Raw genomic sequence first — 15658 nt, 5'->3', positions numbered from 1 at the left:
GTGATCCCCGTTATCTGCGGCGGCGAGAAAGCGCTGTACGACCCGTGCCGTGTCCGTAGAGACCCCCGCGCAGGTACAGCCTCTCCCCATCATCGCTCCTCGTCGCCCCAAGTCGCGCTTCCGGCCCGCATTCGATCCCTGGCCCGCGGCGCGCTACCCCTCCCGCGTGTTGAGGCGAGCATACTCCGTCTCGGTGTCTTCCCAGCGCGCGGGAGGCCGCCCGCGGGAGCACCCCACCGCCGTCCCGTTCCCGCTCCCTAGCAATCACGCGGGCTGCCGAATATTTGGCGGGATTACGCCAGCGATCGGCTGATTGCGCCATCACAACTGGCGCCGGGTGATCCGAGGGGTGAAACCCTCGCGAATGTGACACGGCCGGGCGGGTGCGCGTGCGAGAGTGATGACCGCACTGAGGGGGAGTGCGCACTTGCCAGCCGGCAGAGAGCATCTCGCGGAGCCCGCAACACCGCTTGCGGGCTTCACTCGCGCGCGCCGAAATCGCCCCCACAGGCTCTCTTGCCACTGGAAGTTAAGGAAGTATGTTGAGAATCACAAAGGTACCGCTCAGGGACAGGTTAGGGGCTCCCGGAGTCCTCGGCCTGCTGCTCGTCGCGCTGCTGACCCTCGGCTCCGTTTTCACGGCGCCCGCAGCCAACGCAGCCACAACCAACGTGTCGATTACCAACGCACAGCTCGATAAGAGCTCGGCGGGCAGCGGCGAAAAGATCCGCATGTCATTCAACTGGGCGGTGCCGAACGGGGCGCAGCCAGGCGACACCTTCACCATCGTGCTTCCCTCCGAGGTTCGCCCCGCGAGCACCGCAAAGTTCGACCTTGAGCGGAGCCCGGGCGAGGTCGTCGCTGAGGGTAGGTGGAGTGGCAATACCGCTACCTTCACCCTCGCCGAGTTTGTGCGCGGCAAGCAGGACATTCAGGGAAGTGCCTACTTCTCCCTCTCGTGGAACCGCGACAACGTGAACACCGTCGACGGCGCCGACTACAACCTCCACTTCACCGGCACGAGCTCGTGGACGCTTCCGCTCACGCTGCTTCCCGACGGCCCCGCCGGCACCGGCCAGAGCAACTCGAAGGTCGGCTGGTGGCTGAGCGACGATCAGGGGTCTGTTACTCCGAAGGGCCAGCTCGGCTGGGTCGTCTACCTCAACTCGGGCACCGCGACTCCAGTCGATCCGACGATGACCATCACGGATACGCCCGGCGCGGGCTCGCACATTGACCTCGACTCGGTTGAGGGCTACCGCGACGGCCAGCCCCTTCGGAAGGAGCGCTACTCGGTCTCGCGCCTCGGCGAGCACGGCATCTCGATCACCCTTGTCGGCAACTACCCGGGCGAGCCGGCCATCTACAACGGCGAGAACATCTACTTCCGTTACGCGAGCGACCTGCTGCCAGGCGAGAACGGCATCTTCACGAACTCCGCCACCATCACTGGCAACAGCGACGCCCCGCAACAGGTATCTTCCGAGGTTCGCCGCGACGGTGCCGGCGGCGACGGTAACGGCAACCAGCCTCCGGAGGAGAAGGCCGCCCCGGTCGCTCCGACCGTAGCCCAGGCCGCCTGCACTGAGGCCGGGTCAGCTACCGTCCCAACTGTCACTCCGGCAGACACCACAGGCATCACCTACTCGGTTGGTGGCGATGTGACGGCCGGTTCAACCGTGACCGTCACCGCCACGGCGAACAAGGGCTACGCCCTCACCGCTGCCGAAGGCTGGACCATCTCGGACGACAAGAGGACCGCAACCTACACCGTGGAGCTCAAGGACGTCGCCTGCGACCAGCCCGTGACTCCCGTCGCACCGACCGTCACCCAGGCAGTCTGCACCGAAGACGGATCAGCGACCGCGCCGACCGTCACCGTCGCAGAAACCGCAGGTGTCACGTACTCGGTTGCTGGCGATGTGAAGGCCGGCTCGACCGCCACCATCACCGCAACCGCCGAAGAGGGGTCGTCCCTGAAGCCTGCCGAAGGCTGGACCGTCTCAGAGGACAAGAAGACCGCAACCTTCGTTGTGGAGCTCAAGGACGTCGCCTGCGACCAGCCCGTCGCTCCCGTCGCACCGACCGTCACCCAGGCAGTCTGCACCGAGGACGGGTCAGCGACCGCGCCGACCGTCACCGTCGCAGAAACCGCAGGTGTTACCTACAGGATTGATGGCGATGTGAAGGCCGGCTCGACCGCCACCATCACCGCAACCACCGAAGAGGGGTCGTTCCTGAAGCCCGCCGAAGGCTGGACCGTCTCAGAGGACAAGAAGACCGCAACCTTCGTTGTGGAGCTCAAGGACGTCGCCTGCGACCAGCCCGTCACCCCGGTCGCACCGACCGTCACTCAGGCTCTCTGCACCGAAGACGGGTCGGCAACCGCGCCGAACGTCACCGCCGCAGAAACCGCAGGCATCACCTACACCGTTGCTGGCGACATGAAGGCCGGCTCGACCGTCACTATCACCGCAACGGCAGAACAGGGGTCCTTCCTGAAGCCCGCCGAGGGCTGGACCCTCGCGACCGACGGACGCACCGCGACCATCAAGATCGCACTCGATGCCCCAAAGTGCACCACCAAGACCCCCACAACCACCCCACCAACGAACAAGCCGAATGCTGAACAGCACACTCCCCCCGCAGCAAACTCCCCCATTGCTGCAACCGGCTTGGCGAGCGCACCTGTCTTCCTCGGCAGCGCTGCACTTCTCGTACTCGTTGGCCTGATGGTTGTGGGCGCGCGCCGGAAGGCGTAGTCACGACCGGCTCTCACGGCCCCGCGGTCTGGCCGCGAACGTGTGAGACGTAACGGCACCAGGTGGGTTCCGCACTCTTCGGAGGGCGGAACCCACCTGTGTTTCTGCGGCGGCACGGGAAGCGCCGTCACGAAATGCGAAACGCCCCTCACGTTCGTGAGGGGCGTTTCTCGTGGCGGAGGATAGGGGATTTGAACCCCTGAGGGCGTGAACCCAACACGCGTTCCAGGCGTGCGCCATAGGCCGCTAGGCGAATCCTCCTTATCGGCACGGCGAACCGAACCAACGACGTCAAGTCTAGCGTGTTCGCGGCGCAACTCGCGCCACGCGGCCCAGCCGCGACCTGCGACTCAAATTCACTTGGAGTAAATTGCCAGGAGAGCGTGCAAAATCGTTGAAATCACGCCGAACTCCATCCCCAGATCGCCGCAAAACGACCCCAATTCGGCACGAAAAGCCCCTCCGAAGCTTGAATGTAACGGAACAGTAACGCATACTGGAAAGGTTGCAGGCCCACCGGTCTCGCAATCATCAACGTTTTGGAGTCTCTGAGTGCCATCACCCGCCAAACCCTTTGTGGTCACGCTCGTCGCAGCTGTGACCTTCGCATTGGGAGCAGCCCCAGCCGGCGCAATCGAGACTGAAGATTTCACGGCGGCAGCTGCCGCACCGACAATCTCTCTCACGACGCAGGCCCTCAGCACCGACACTGATACCGCGCCGCTCGCGCCCATCAGCTCTGTTCTTGCTGAGTCCGAGACCACGCACAGTTCCGCAGCCCACGGGTTCGACGTCACGGCCGCGATCGCGGCGGCGACGGCCGAGATCGGCACGAGTCGCGCAACCGGCTGGGGAGCCCCCGGCGAGTGCATCGTTTCCGCACAGCGCTGGATCCGCGCAGGTGGCGGCGCCTGGACCGGCGGCGGCGACCCCGTCTCGAACTACGCCGGCGCACTCCGCCTGTCGCCGACTGAGGCGCAGCCCGGCGACGTCATCCAGTACGAGCACCTCCAGTTCCCCACCTCGTGGGTGTCGGGCGTGCACACCGTGCTCGTGACGGGCGTGAATGACGATGGCACCTACAAAATCATCGAGTCGAACAACCCGACGGGTTCGGGCTACGTCCAGGCAGATGACTCTTGGGTACCGAAGCCGCCCGCCGGCTTCCAGGCCGTCGCCTGGCGCTTCTAACGCCCGAGTACGCGCTCGTAGAGCGCGATCATCCCGGCCGTCTTGGTCGACTGCAGCAACCGCTCGCCCTCTGACGGAGACACCCGGAGCTGACCGGCGCGCTCCGCGAGTTCGCCCACCGCGACCCTGAGCGTCTCAGCGAGCGCATCCACGCTCGCGTCGGGAGCCAGCCACGATGGGGTGACCGCCAGATCCTCAGCGATGTTCGCATCGCAGAACACCGTCGGCGTTCCTAGAGCGGCCGCCTCGTACGGCGTGAGCCCCTGGGTCTCAAACCCGATCGACGTCTGCACGAGGGCGTCGGCGTCGCGCATCGCAGCGAGTGCTTTTTCGTAGGGCACAGGCCCCGCGACCCGCACTCGGTCGCCCAGGCCGAGCGCCTCGATCCGCCGCTCGACGCGAGCGAGCAAGAGACCGGCGCCGTGCAGCGCGACGTCGGCATTCACACCCGAGCGCCCGAGGGCCTCGACGAACTCGAGCACCCGCTTCTCCCCGCTCATGCGGCCGAGCCAGACGAGTTTGGGCCGCTCTCGGCTGGCGCGCGGCACGGCCCGCACCTCAGCGATGAGCTCGTCGTCGACGCCGCCCTGCGTCACCCCTACGAGCGGGCTAACGCCGTGCCGTTCAAGCTCCGCCGCAAAGTGCCCAGAGGGCGCTGTGACGAGCGCGGCACCCGCGGTGAGCTCGGCCAGGTAGCGCCAGGCGCCCGTGTCGCTCGCGGAGACCCGCTCGCGCTCGGCGCGCGGCACCCGCCCAACGCTGACCAGCCGCCACGCTCGCAGGCCCGCAAACGCGAGCGGGGCAAGCGGCGTGACCGCGCGCGTCCCCTCGTCGACGTTGTTGTGCATCGTGAACACGACGGGAAGCGCGTGCCGCTTGGCCGCCCGGAGCCCGATCATCGCGCCCCAGAAGTCGCCCTGGATGTGGACGAGGTCCACCGGGGGCTCGCCGGCCGCCTCGCGCGCGGCGAGCGCGCGATCGAGCGCACGGTCACTGCGCCTCCCAGGCCAGGTGAGGCCGTATTCCCGATCCTGTGTGATCGGCATCGAAGGGAGGTTGATGTGGGATCCGCGATCCTGCTCCGCCTGCTCGTAGCCGCGCCGGTGCAGCGCTGGCGCGGCGATACTCACGGTGTGGCCTGCGCGCTCCAGAAAGCGCCGCTGGAGGCGCAGCGCGACCTGCACCCCGCCGAGCGAGTCGGGGTGCTGATCAGTGACGATGAGGATGTGCATAGCGCGCGCTATGCGACTGGGGTGCCCCGGTACAGGGACTCGAAGGTATCGAGCGTGCGGTCGATGTCGTGGGCCTGGACAGCGGTGAGCGATTCGTGCTGCATCCGCTCGTACTCTGCCGGGTCGGCCGTGAGCACCTTCGTGAGCGCGTCCGCGAGCTCGCGATCGTTGCCCGCCTGGAACAGGTAGCCGTTCTCGCCGTGGTGCACGAGGTGCGGCAGCGCCATCGCGTCCGCCGCGACGATGGGTAGCCCGGAGGCCATCGCCTCCATCGTCGCGATCGACTGGAGTTCGGCGATCGAGGCGATCACGAACACCGCGGCATCCGTGAGGTGCCCGCGCAGCTCCTCGTCGCTCACGCGGCCGGTGAAGTGCACGCGCGAAGTCAGCCCAAGCTCGGCAACGAGCTTCTCCAGTGCCTTGCGCTGGTCACCGTCGCCGACGATCGTCAGTGTCGCGTTCAAGTCCGCGTCGAGGCGGGCGAGCGCCCTGATGATGACGTCGATCTCCTTCTCGAGCGTGACGCGACCAACGAAGACGAGCTTGTTGTGCTCGCGCGGGCCGACGATCGCCGTGTAATCGCTCGCCCTGAGGCCGCAGCTCACCGGCAGCACGCTGCGGCGGTAGGTGTTGCGCTCGAGGAAGTCGGCTGCGCGACGCGTCGGCGTCGTGATCGCTGCTGCGCGGCGCAGCACGCGATCAGCGTCGTACCAGCCCCAGCGCACGAAGAGGCGCTTGGCACGCTCTGGCAGCAGCGTGAAGTCGAGCACGTTCTCGGGCATGACGTGGTTCGTCGCCACGATCCTGATTCCGCGTTTCGCCCCCTCGTGAGCGAGCGCCCGCCCGATCACGATGTGCGACTGGATGTGAATCACGTCGGGCTTCACCTGGTCAAGGATCTGCTTCACGTAGTGACGCGCGCGCCAGGGCAGCACGAACCGCAGCCAGTCGTGCGGGTACCAGCGCCAGCTGGCGATACGGTGCACGGTCATCTGCTCGCCCTCGATCGTCTCGCGGAACGCGCCGACGGTCTTGTGCTTCTTCGAGGGGGCCGCAACGTGCACGTCGTGGCCGCGGCGCACGAGTCCCGCCGCGAGGCGCTCCGCAAAGCGCGCCGCCCCATTCACGTCCGGCGAGAAGGTGTCACAGCCGATCAGAATACGGATCGGCGTGCTTTCGGGAGTGCTGGTCACGATGAGCTGTCGTCCTTCAATAGGTAGGGAGCGGCGAAGTATCACTCAAGTGTATTCTGCGCTTCCCGTGCACACCCCGAGGATCGCCGGGCGGAAACTGCACCCGCTCCCACGCGCACTCGCGGGCGCCCGGGTACCAAATGTGTACTTTTGTACCGGGTTCTTCTATGCCTGCGCTTTTGAGTTCTGGTGTTTTCTACACGGTCCGGGAAACCTAGTGTGGTGCCCCGTCTCCACTCACCCGCCGCCAAGACCATTGGACTGCGCATTCGCGAGGCCAGGCAAGCGCTCGGCATCTCAATGGAAGACCTGAGCCACCTCTCAGAGCTCAGCCTCACGAGCGTTGGCAAGATCGAGCGCGGGACGCAGAGCCCCTCGGCCGAAACGCTTGTTCGGATCGCTAGCGTGCTCGAGATTGACCCGGGGTCGCTCATCAGCGGGCTGACGTCACGCGACTTCGGTCAGCGCTCACGGCAGTACACGGCACGGGAGTTCCTCCGCGAACAGCGCGCACGCGAGGGCGCTGGAGAAGACGGTGCCGCAGAAAATGGCACGCCGTATCGAGCCGAACCCGACGCTAGTTAGAGCCGCTTTCGCCGTCGAGCACAGCGTCTTCAGCCACGTCGTCAGCGGTACGCTCGCGGTTGCGCCACGCGTAAATACTCTCGGACGCCTCCTCGCGGGGCTTCGACAGGAGCAAGATCGACAGCGAGACGCCGATGAGCATCGCGAGAACCGCCGCGACAATGCCCGACGCGGTCATGGTGAGGCCGAGCGCGAGACCCAGCGCGTACAGCCCGGCAAAGGGCACCGCGAAAAACAGCAGGCGCAACACAATGTAGGTGGTCCAGGCTTTGCGTTGTTCACTCACAGCGCCGAGTCTACCCGCGCAGGCTGTGCACTCTCACTCCATTCGCTGAGGCTCGGCGGGTAGCATAAGGGCATGGTCAGGTTCATCATTATCGGTGCCGTCATCGCCGTCGCGTTCACCCTGTATTCACTGGTGGACGCCGCGATGACCGACCACTCACGCGCCCGCGGAGTGAGCAAGCCGGTATGGATCGTCATCATCGTGCTGCTGCCGGTCATCGGCGCGGTGCTCTGGCTGATGATCGGCAAGGGCAGCCCGACCTCAGGGCCCGGCGCCCAGCAGCGCCTCGCCCCCGACGACGACCCGCGGTTCACCGGCAGGCAGCTCTCTGACGCCGAGCGCGACTCACTGCGCGACCTCGAGGCCCGGTTGAAGGAGCTCGACAACGAGACGTTCCCCGGCGAGAAGCCTGGTGACTCGCAGACGAGCGAGGACACAGATCAGGGCCAGGACAAGTCACGCTGATGACGGGGCCCGCTCCCGCATCAATCTTTGCCGTTGAGCTCCTCGCCGGGCTCATCCGCCGCGGTGTCGCTGACGTCGTTGTCTGCCCAGGATCCCGATCCCAGGCCCTCGCCCTCGCCGCCGCAGCCGCCGAGTCGGCGGGCGCGATCCGCCTCCACGTTCGCGTCGACGAGCGCTCCGCCGCGTTCTTCGCGCTCGGAATCGCCCGCGAGACCGGCTACCCCGCGCCCGTCATCGTGACGAGCGGCACGGCGGTCGCGAACCTCGTGCCGGCGGCCTACGAAGCGCACGAGGGCAGGGTCCCGTTCATCGCGCTCACCGCTGACCGGCCCGCGTCACTCCGCGGCACTCGCAGCAACCAGACGACCTCGCAGTTCGACGTGTTCGGCCGCGCGGCGCGGCTGTCGCTCGACGTCGATCCGCCCGCGGCTGGCGGCGCGCCCGCCCCCGATCAGGATCCGGATACGCTCGCCGCCCGCGCCTTGAACGCCGCACTCGGGCGCCCAGGGGGTCAGCCCGCTGGGCCCGTGCAGCTCAACCTGCAGTTTGTTGAGCCGCTCTCGGGGACCGCGGGCTTCGAGCGAATGATCGCCGAGGGGTTCGCCGCCGCCGCGGAGGAGGGCGTCGCCGCCCGCGATGAGCGCACGCGATCGGCGCTGGAGGCCGCTGAGCTTTCGGCCCCGGAGCTTTCGGCCACTGAGCCTGCGGCGGGCTACGTCCACGGCGACGACGCGCTCACGGTTGTCGTCGCCGGCGCCGGTGCGGGCGACGAGGCCGAGGCGTTCGCGCGCGACGCGGGCCTCCCCCTCCTCGCCGAGGTTGTGAGCGGCTCTCGCTACGGTCGCGAGGCGATCGCCTCCTACGCGACGCTCATTGACGATGCCGAGGTCGGCGGGCTCGTGGAACGCGCCGTCGTGTTCGGCCACCCCACGCTCACCCGCCAGATCCCGGCGCTACTGAAGCGCGAGGACGTCGAGGTTATCGTTGTGGATCCTCACGCAGGCGACCACTACGACCCCACCGCGAGCGCGCGCGTTGTGCGCGCTGCGACCGTTGGCCCGGGCCACGACCCGCGCGCGCACCGGCGGTGGCTCGGAGCCTGGGTGACCGCGGATCGGGCCCTGCAGCAGGCCCGAAGCACGGTGCACGAGCCCGACCTCGAGGCCGCCCGCGAGACGGGCTACAAGGAGCGCAACGCGTACGCGCGCGCCGAGGTCGCGGTGAAGAAGGAAAACGTCACCCGAGAGCTACTCGTGGAGAGCGTGTGGCGGGCGACGTGGCCGCACGACCGCCTCGTCATTGCCGCCTCCCGGCTCGTGCGCGTACTCGACGGGCTCGCCCCTGCGCGGAAGCTCGCCGTGCACGCGAACCGGGGGCTCGCGGGGATCGATGGCACGGTCGCGACCGCGCACGGCATCGCGGCGGCGAGCCAGACCGACCCTGACCCTGCGCGGGCCGCGGGCACGACCCGCGTCATCATTGGCGACCTCGCGCTGTTGCACGACGCCGGATCCCTCCTCTTACCGGAGGTGCCCGAGCTCCGCCCGCGTCTGCAGCTCATCGTCGGCAACGACGGCGGTGGCACGATCTTCGACGGCCTTGAGGTCGCGGGAACGACCGCTGCGGCCGACTTCGAGCGCGTGATGCGCACCCCGCGAAAGGCCGACCTGCGCGCGCTCGCGGGCGCCTACGGCTGGGAGTACCAGCTGGTGGAAACGCGCGGCGACCTCGAGCGGCTCCTCACGACGCCGGTGACGGGCCCAACGCTCGTCGAGGTGCCGCTCACATAGGTCGCGCCCGTGCCCTACAGTTGCGGTAACAACGGCGACTGCGGTCGCAGCGCCGCGCAGAGGCAACGGGGGTTCACATGACTGAGCGATTCTGGAACGCGAGCGTCACGGACCTTCTTCGCGTGCGCGACGGCTTCGACCTGCGCGCGGTGGACCCGTCGTCGACGCCCGGAACGACCGCCGGCAAGAAGGGCGGCCAGGCCGAGCTCGCGGCTTCGGCCCAAGAGCTGCGCGAGCTGCAGGAGCGCCTCTTCGCCCAGAGCCGCGCCGGCGAGCCCGAGCGCGTGCTCGTTGTGCTGCAGGCGATGGACGCGGCGGGCAAGGGCGGCATCGTCAACCACGTCTTCGCGCAGCTCGAGCCGCACGGCCTGCAGCTCACGGCCTTCAAATCCCCGACCGAGGAGGAGCGGTCGCACGACTTCCTCTGGCGCATCGCACCCCGCGTCCCGGGGCCGGGTGTCATCGGTCTGTTCGACAGGTCCCACTACGAGGACGTGCTCATCCAGCGGGTCCGCGAGTTCGCGACCGCCGACGAGATCGAGCGGCGCTACGGCGCAATCACCGAGTTCGAGCGCGGGCTCGTCGCCGACGGGGTGCGCGTTGTGAAGATCATGTTGCACGTCTCGCCGGAGGAGCAGGCCGAGCGGCTGAGCGACAGGCTCGCCGACCCCGCGAAGCACTGGAAGTACAACCCCGGCGATGTCGACGAGCGCCAGCTTTGGCCCGCATACATGAGCGCGTTCCAGATCGCGATCGAGCGCACGAACACCCCTGACGCACCGTGGTTCGTCGTCCCCGCGAACTCGAAGTGGTACGCGCGTGTTGCGGTGCAGCGCATTGTCATCGAGGCGCTGCAGGGCATCGACCCGCAGTGGCCCGCCGCCGACTTCGACGTGGCCGCCGAGCAGAGTCGGCTTGCTGCGACCCTCGAGTTGCGCTGGCCCTGAGCGCTGTCTCCCCTCGGCTCACCCCGGCCTCGGTTCACCCCGGCCCTGCCGCACCGGCTCATCGCGGCCCTGCATCACCGGCTCACCCTCAAATTATCGAGTGCACCGCAAATACCGCAGAGATTTGAGGGGTCTCGGAGAATTTGAGGGGGTGGGGCGCGGTGTTCGACTCAACCCGCCCCCGGCACCAACGCCAGCCCCCAGCGCCAACTGCTCTTACTTGGCGAAAGCCTCGGTAATTGGGCGGAACTTCGAGACCGTCTCACCGAGTTCGTGCTGCGGGTCAGAGCCCTCCACGATGCCCCCGCCGGCCGTCGCCACGATCACGCGACCCGGCCCAAGGCCTCCGTCAGATGCCTCAGAGGGGGGCGCCAACTGCGCGCAGCGCAGCGCGATCACCCACTCGCCGTCACCGTCGGCGTCAATCCAGCCGACAGCGCCCGAGTAGCGGCCGCGGTCAAACGGCTCAAGCTCTGCGATCATCGCGACAGCGTCGGCGGTAGGTGTACCGGCAACGGCGGCAGTCGGGTGAAGCGCGTCGACGAGTTCAAGCGCCGTCGCCTCCGCGCCGAGCGCAGCCCCGAGGTCGGTCGCCAGGTGCCAAACGTTCGGCAGCTGCAGCGCAAACGGCGCATCGCTGGTTCGTAGCTCGCTCACGTGCGGCGAGAGCGCCGAGACTACGCTCTGCACGGCGAAGTCATGCTCGTGCTGTTCCTTTGCGGAGCGCAGCAGTTCGTCGCGGGCCGCGCGGTCACGCGCGGGATCCTCAGGGTGTCGCCCCCGCGTACCCGCGAGCACCCGAGCCGACACCGCCCCGTTCGTCGAGCGCACGAGGGTTTCGGGGCTCGCCCCAATGAGGTTGTCTACGGCGAACGTCCAGCAGTCGAGGTACCGCTCGCTGAGTCGCAGGAGCGGCACGCGCAGATCCTGCCCAGCCCGAACCTCGCCCGCGACCTGGCGCGACAGCACGACCTTCTCGAGCTCGCCGGCGACGACGCGAGCGGTCGCCTCGCTGACCCCGTCAAGGTAGGCGCCAATCTCGCTTCCGGCGAGGGATCCCTCACCGTTCTCTCGCTCAGGGGCCGGGAAGAACTCGACACCGTTCCACGCGGCAGGGTCGACGGGTCGCCCGACGGGGAGCGAGCCCTCGCCTAGGCCCGAGCCCACGCCCTCGCCCAATGCCTCCCCCGAAGGGGCCCGAGCAAGCGTCACCTCGGTGACCCAAGCCGTCCCGCGATGGCGATGGATCAGCATTCGAGGAACTATGAGCACACTCTCAGCCGGGCTTTCGTCAGCAAAGGCGAACGCGCCAAACGCGACGAGCCCGGAGCCCGGCATGCCCACGGGGTCGTGAACAGTCGCCGCGGCCGCGATCTCGCGCCAGGCGCGGGACGCCGCAACAAACCGGTCGGCCCCGGTGAAACTCAGCCGCAGCACCTCGCCAACGCCTACGCAGCCGCGGTCGCCACGGTTCCAATAGAGCGGCGAATCCGGGTCCGCGAACGCGAGCAAATCTGGCATTTCGCTCAGCCCTCGCGTCACCGCGGAGAGCCTCGGAACTTCCCCCGCCGGGCTGCCAGTCACTTCGGTCATCACCATGCCAATCTACTCGCCAGCTTCTGCAAGCATCCACAGAGGCACAACCGGCTACGATGGAACGGTGACTCGACCAGACACCACAACCAAGCATGCGACGGACGTTTCCGCCATGTTCGACGAGGTCTCGCCCAAGTACGACCTCCTCAACGATGTGCTCTCAGCTGGCAATTCGCGGCTCTGGCGCATCGCCACGACGCGCGCGATCGCGCCGCGCAAAGGCATGAGGATCCTGGATCTCGCAGCTGGTACTGGCACCTCCTCGGCTGCGCTCGCAGCGCACGGCGCACACGTCACCGCTGCAGACTTCTCGGAGGGCATGCTCGCCGAGGGCCGACGCCGCAACGCGGGCAACGACCTCATCGAGTTCGTCTGGGCAGACGCGACGCAGCTGCCGTTCGAAGACAACAGCTTCGACGCCGCCACAATCTCGTACGGCCTGCGGAACGTCTCTGAGCCCAAGCAGGCACTCACGGAGATGGCTCGCGTCGTGAAGCCCGGCGGCCGCGTCGTGATCGCCGAGTTCTCGCGCCCCAGCTCTGAGGCCGTGAACTGGGCCTACACGAAGTACAACCGGCACGTGCTGCCGCGCGTCGCGGGCATCATCAATCGCGACGCCGCGGAGGCTTACAAGTACCTCAACGAGTCGATCGAAGAGTGGCCGGCGCAGGAGGAGCTCGCGCGCTGGCTCCGCGAGGCTGGCCTCGAGCGCGTCGCGTACCGCAACCTCACGCTCGGTATCGTCGCGCTGCACCGCGGCTTCGTGCCGCGCGAGAAGCCGGTCGCTGAGCCGGAGAAGGCGCCGCCCGCGCCCGCGCCCGCAGCGAAGGATCCCGACGCGGGTAAGCCCGCGGCCGAAAAGAAGCCCGCCGCGGAAAAGAAACCAGCGGCCAAGAAGAAACCAGCGGCCAAGAAGACCACAGCCGCCAAGAAGACCACGGCTGCAAAGAAGCCTGCCGCCGCCAAGCCCGCGGCCGAAACGGCAGAAAAGGCCGAGAAGCCCGCTGCGGCAAGCAAGCCCAAGGCTGCGCCGAAGGCCAAGCCCGCATCCACGTCCGACTCGAACAAGCGAGGCTCCGAGTGATCCGCCAGAGCACGGCTGACACCACCACGCAGGCGCTGCCGATGCGCCTCTTCCGAAGCGCTGACGATCGCCGTCAGGCAAAAGAGCTGCAGCGTGAGCTCGACCTCATTGAGGCGCTGCTCATTGAGAACCTCGGGTTCGCCTCGGCTGTTGCCGATGCCCCCGCCCGCTACCTCGCTGAGGCCGGCGGTAAGCGCATCCGCCCGATGCTCACCGTGCTCACGAGCCAGCTCGGCGACGGCCCAAACGAGCTCGTTCGCCGCGCGGCCGTCGCGGTCGAGATGACCCACCTCGCATCGCTCTACCACGACGACGTCATGGACGACGCGACGCTCAGGCGCGGGGTTCCCGCGTCGCAGGTCGTGTGGTCGAACTCTGTCGCGATCCTCGCCGGCGATCTGCTCTTCGCGCGCGCCTCGTCGCTCGTCGCGGGAATGGGCGAAGACGCGATCCTGCTCCAGGCCCGCACGTTCGAGCGCCTGTGCCTCGGCCAGCTGCACGAGACCGTCGGCCCTCAGCCTGAGGACGAGCACATCGCCCACTACATCCAGGTGCTCGCCGACAAGACCGGCGCCCTGATCTCGACGGCAGCTCGCATGGGCGTGATGTTCGGCGGCGGCTCGGCCGAGCACGCCGACGCGGTCACCGAGTACGGCGAGCGCATCGGCGTCGCCTTCCAGCTCATTGACGACGTCATCGATCTGTCCCCGAAGAAGGATCGCACAGGAAAGCGCGCCGGCACCGACCTGCGCGCAGGCGTCGCGACCCTTCCACTCCTCCTCCTTCGAAACCGAGCCGCAGCAGGCGACTCCGAGGCGCAGGCACTGCTCACCCGCATCGACGCGGGCGTGAAGGCCATCGCCGAGGGCGCCGACCTGTCGGTCATGGATCCCGAGGTCGACGCGCTGTACAACCACGCCGTGACGCGCGAGACCGAGGCAACCGCGAAGCGCTGGGCCGACGATGCTGTCGCCGCGCTTGACGTGCTGCCGAAATCGTCAGTGAAGCGCGGCCTTGAGCGCATGGCTGAATCCATTGTTTCGAGGGAAGGGTAGTTCCGAAGGTATGAGCAAGATGCGCCTGGCAATTGTGGGGGCCGGCCCGGCCGGTATTTATGCTGCGGACCTGCTGCTGAAAGCGGAACGCGACTTCGAGGTCGAGATCGACCTGTTTGAGCAGCTCCCCGCCCCCTACGGGCTCGTGCGCTACGGCGTCTCGCCCGACCACCCGCGCATCAAGGGCATCATCACCGCGCTGCGCGACGTGCTCGACAGCGGCGAGATCCGCTTCTTCGGCAACGTGCGCTACGGCCAGGACCTCACGCTTGACGACCTCAAGCAGCACTACAACGCGGTGATCTTCTCGACTGGCGCGATCCGCGACGCCATGCTCGGCGTCCCCGGCATCGACGCTGAAGGATCCTACGGCGCAGCCGACTTCGTGAGCTGGTTCGATGGCCACCCCGACGTGCCCCGCACCTGGCCCCTCGAGGCCGCCTCGGTCGGCGTCGTCGGCAACGGCAACGTCGCGCTCGATATCTCCCGGATGCTCATCAAGCACGCGGACGACCTGCTGCCGACCGAGATTCCCGACAACGTTTACCAGGGACTCAAGGCGAACCCGATCGAGGAGCTGCACCTCTTCGGTCGCCGCGGCCCGAAGTACGTGAAGTTCACGCCGCTCGAGCTGCGCGAGCTTGGAGAGGTGCGCGACGTCGATATGGTCATCGACGAGCGCGATTTCGAGCACGCCGACCCGTACGCCGACGAGGTGCTCGCGAAGAACAAGCAGGTCACCGTCATGACCCGCATCATGGACAAGTGGCGCGACGAGCAGCGCGCACGCGAGGCGGGCGAGGTCGAACCGTCGTCGCGTCGCCTGCACATGCATTTCTGGTCGAAGCCCGTCGAGGTGGTCGTCGAAGACGGCCGCGTGGCGGGCCTGAAGATCGAGCGCACCAGGCCTGACGGCGAGGGCGGCGTCATTGACACTGGCGAGTTCGAGATCATCCCGATGCAGTCGCTGTACCGCGCGATCGGGTACTTCGGGTCGCCGCTCGACGAGATCCCGTTTGACGAGGCTCGCGGCGTGATCCCGAACGAGCAGGGACGCGTGATCGACCTTGAAGGAAACCGAGTCCCCGGCGTCTACGCGACCGGCTGGATCAAGCGCGGGCCCGTCGGCCTCATTGGGCACACAAAGTCCGATGCGATGGAAACGCTCGAGTGCCTCATGGCCGACGCAGATTCGTGGTGGCAGCCCGAGCATGCCGACGCGGCCACCATTCCTGAGCTACTCTCGGAACGGGGGGTGCCGTTCACGAACCTCGATGGCTGGCACCGCCTCGACGAACACGAACTGTCGCTCGGCGATGCCGCCGGGCGCACGCGTATCAAGGTTGTCTCGCGTGATGAGATGACCCGTATTTCGCGTGGCGAGTGATCGGATCCTGAATACACAACACTGACCAGGTGCGCGCCCACAACGCGCGCACCTGACCGGGCAACCCACCGCCCAAGGGAGGAAC

13 protein-coding genes and 1 tRNA gene are annotated in these 15658 nt (G+C 67.6%); 9 read left to right on the top strand and 5 right to left on the bottom strand.

Going from position 1 to position 15658, the window contains the following annotated elements; all coding sequences use genetic code 11:
* Window positions 1-539 precede the first annotated feature (539 nt).
* Window positions 540-2762, top strand: a complete 2223-nt coding sequence (locus FB468_RS11870) for an Ig-like domain-containing protein (protein WP_141887530.1) — start codon at window positions 540-542, stop codon at window positions 2760-2762.
* A 173-nt stretch (window positions 2763-2935) separates the two neighbouring features.
* Here the strand turns inward: FB468_RS11870 and FB468_RS11865 are convergent.
* Window positions 2936-3023, bottom strand: a tRNA-Ser gene (locus FB468_RS11865).
* Between the two features lie 291 nt (window positions 3024-3314).
* Between FB468_RS11865 and FB468_RS11860 the strand changes: the two genes are divergently transcribed.
* Window positions 3315-3953: a lipase gene (locus tag FB468_RS11860; protein WP_141887529.1), complete on the top strand. Its 639-nt coding sequence runs from the start codon at window positions 3315-3317 to the stop codon at window positions 3951-3953.
* Here FB468_RS11860 and FB468_RS11855 read toward each other — a convergent pair.
* Window positions 3950-5185, bottom strand: coding sequence for a glycosyltransferase (locus FB468_RS11855; RefSeq protein WP_141887528.1), 1236 nt, complete (start codon window positions 5183-5185; stop codon window positions 3950-3952). The two genes, FB468_RS11860 and FB468_RS11855, sit on opposite strands and share 4 nt — an antisense overlap.
* A gap of 8 nt (window positions 5186-5193) precedes the next feature.
* A complete protein-coding gene (locus tag FB468_RS11850; RefSeq protein ID WP_141887527.1) occupies window positions 5194-6378 on the bottom strand; it encodes a glycosyltransferase in 1185 nt (394 codons plus the stop codon).
* A 222-nt stretch (window positions 6379-6600) separates the two neighbouring features.
* On the opposite strand from FB468_RS11850, the gene FB468_RS11845 reads away from it, so the two are divergent.
* Entirely contained in the window at window positions 6601-6963 is a 363-nt protein-coding gene (locus FB468_RS11845; RefSeq protein WP_141887526.1) for a helix-turn-helix domain-containing protein, read from the top strand.
* Here the strand turns inward: FB468_RS11845 and FB468_RS11840 are convergent.
* Complete coding sequence (locus FB468_RS11840; RefSeq protein WP_141887525.1) at window positions 6956-7249, bottom strand: DUF4229 domain-containing protein; 294 nt, start codon at window positions 7247-7249, stop codon at window positions 6956-6958. The two genes, FB468_RS11845 and FB468_RS11840, sit on opposite strands and share 8 nt — an antisense overlap.
* 72 nt (window positions 7250-7321) lie before the next feature.
* Here FB468_RS11840 and FB468_RS11835 point away from each other — a divergent pair, with 72 nt between their 5' ends.
* The 3 genes from FB468_RS11835 (at window position 7322) to FB468_RS11825 (ending at window position 10451) form a co-directional block, all read left to right on the top strand.
* The gene (locus FB468_RS11835) at window positions 7322-7714 is read left to right on the top strand and encodes a PLD nuclease N-terminal domain-containing protein (RefSeq protein WP_141887524.1); all 393 of its coding nucleotides are present in this window, start codon (window positions 7322-7324) and stop codon (window positions 7712-7714) included.
* The gene (gene menD, locus FB468_RS11830; RefSeq protein WP_141887523.1) at window positions 7714-9504 is read left to right on the top strand and encodes a 2-succinyl-5-enolpyruvyl-6-hydroxy-3-cyclohexene-1-carboxylic-acid synthase; all 1791 of its coding nucleotides are present in this window, start codon (window positions 7714-7716) and stop codon (window positions 9502-9504) included. The genes FB468_RS11835 and menD overlap by 1 nt, the downstream gene beginning before the upstream one ends.
* A gap of 77 nt (window positions 9505-9581) precedes the next feature.
* A complete protein-coding gene (locus tag FB468_RS11825) occupies window positions 9582-10451 on the top strand; it encodes a PPK2 family polyphosphate kinase (RefSeq protein WP_141887522.1) in 870 nt (289 codons plus the stop codon).
* 216 nt (window positions 10452-10667) lie between these two features.
* Here FB468_RS11825 and FB468_RS11820 read toward each other — a convergent pair whose 3' ends face one another.
* On the bottom strand, window positions 10668-12044 hold the full coding sequence (locus FB468_RS11820; RefSeq protein ID WP_141887521.1) for an isochorismate synthase: 1377 nt from the start codon (window positions 12042-12044) through the stop codon (window positions 10668-10670).
* Window positions 12045-12111: 67 nt separating this feature from the next.
* Here FB468_RS11820 and ubiE point away from each other — a divergent pair, with 67 nt between their 5' ends.
* From ubiE to FB468_RS11805, 3 genes are read left to right on the top strand one after another with little or no spacing between them, the layout of a single operon-like run.
* On the top strand, window positions 12112-13131 hold the full coding sequence (ubiE, locus tag FB468_RS11815; RefSeq protein WP_246055860.1) for a bifunctional demethylmenaquinone methyltransferase/2-methoxy-6-polyprenyl-1,4-benzoquinol methylase UbiE: 1020 nt from the start codon (window positions 12112-12114) through the stop codon (window positions 13129-13131).
* 41 nt (window positions 13132-13172) lie between these two features.
* Complete coding sequence (locus FB468_RS11810) at window positions 13173-14186, top strand: polyprenyl synthetase family protein (RefSeq protein ID WP_141888292.1); 1014 nt, start codon at window positions 13173-13175, stop codon at window positions 14184-14186.
* Between the two features lie 10 nt (window positions 14187-14196).
* Complete coding sequence (locus tag FB468_RS11805) at window positions 14197-15573, top strand: FAD-dependent oxidoreductase (RefSeq protein ID WP_141887519.1); 1377 nt, start codon at window positions 14197-14199, stop codon at window positions 15571-15573.
* Window positions 15574-15658: the final 85 nt, after the last annotated feature.

Source organism: Leucobacter komagatae (genome assembly GCF_006716085.1).
GTDB classification, from domain to species: domain Bacteria; phylum Actinomycetota; class Actinomycetes; order Actinomycetales; family Microbacteriaceae; genus Leucobacter; species Leucobacter komagatae.
Note: the sequence above shows the minus strand (reverse complement) of the source record. Positions and strands in the feature narration are given on the sequence as shown.

Excerpts from the sequence above, each read along its gene's own strand:
- FB468_RS11870 (WP_141887530.1), top strand. The coding sequence starts at position 540 with ATGTTGAGAATCACAAAGGTACCGCTCAGGGACAGGTTAGGGGCTCCC.
- FB468_RS11855 (WP_141887528.1), bottom strand. The coding sequence starts at position 5,185 with ATGCACATCCTCATCGTCACTGATCAGCACCCCGACTCGCTCGGCGGG.
- FB468_RS11835 (WP_141887524.1), top strand. The coding sequence starts at position 7,322 with ATGGTCAGGTTCATCATTATCGGTGCCGTCATCGCCGTCGCGTTCACC.
- menD (WP_141887523.1), top strand. The coding sequence starts at position 7,714 with ATGACGGGGCCCGCTCCCGCATCAATCTTTGCCGTTGAGCTCCTCGCC.
- FB468_RS11825 (WP_141887522.1), top strand. The coding sequence starts at position 9,582 with ATGACTGAGCGATTCTGGAACGCGAGCGTCACGGACCTTCTTCGCGTG.
- FB468_RS11820 (WP_141887521.1), bottom strand. The coding sequence starts at position 12,044 with ATGACCGAAGTGACTGGCAGCCCGGCGGGGGAAGTTCCGAGGCTCTCC.
- FB468_RS11810 (WP_141888292.1), top strand. The coding sequence starts at position 13,173 with ATGCGCCTCTTCCGAAGCGCTGACGATCGCCGTCAGGCAAAAGAGCTG.
- FB468_RS11805 (WP_141887519.1), top strand. The coding sequence starts at position 14,197 with ATGAGCAAGATGCGCCTGGCAATTGTGGGGGCCGGCCCGGCCGGTATT.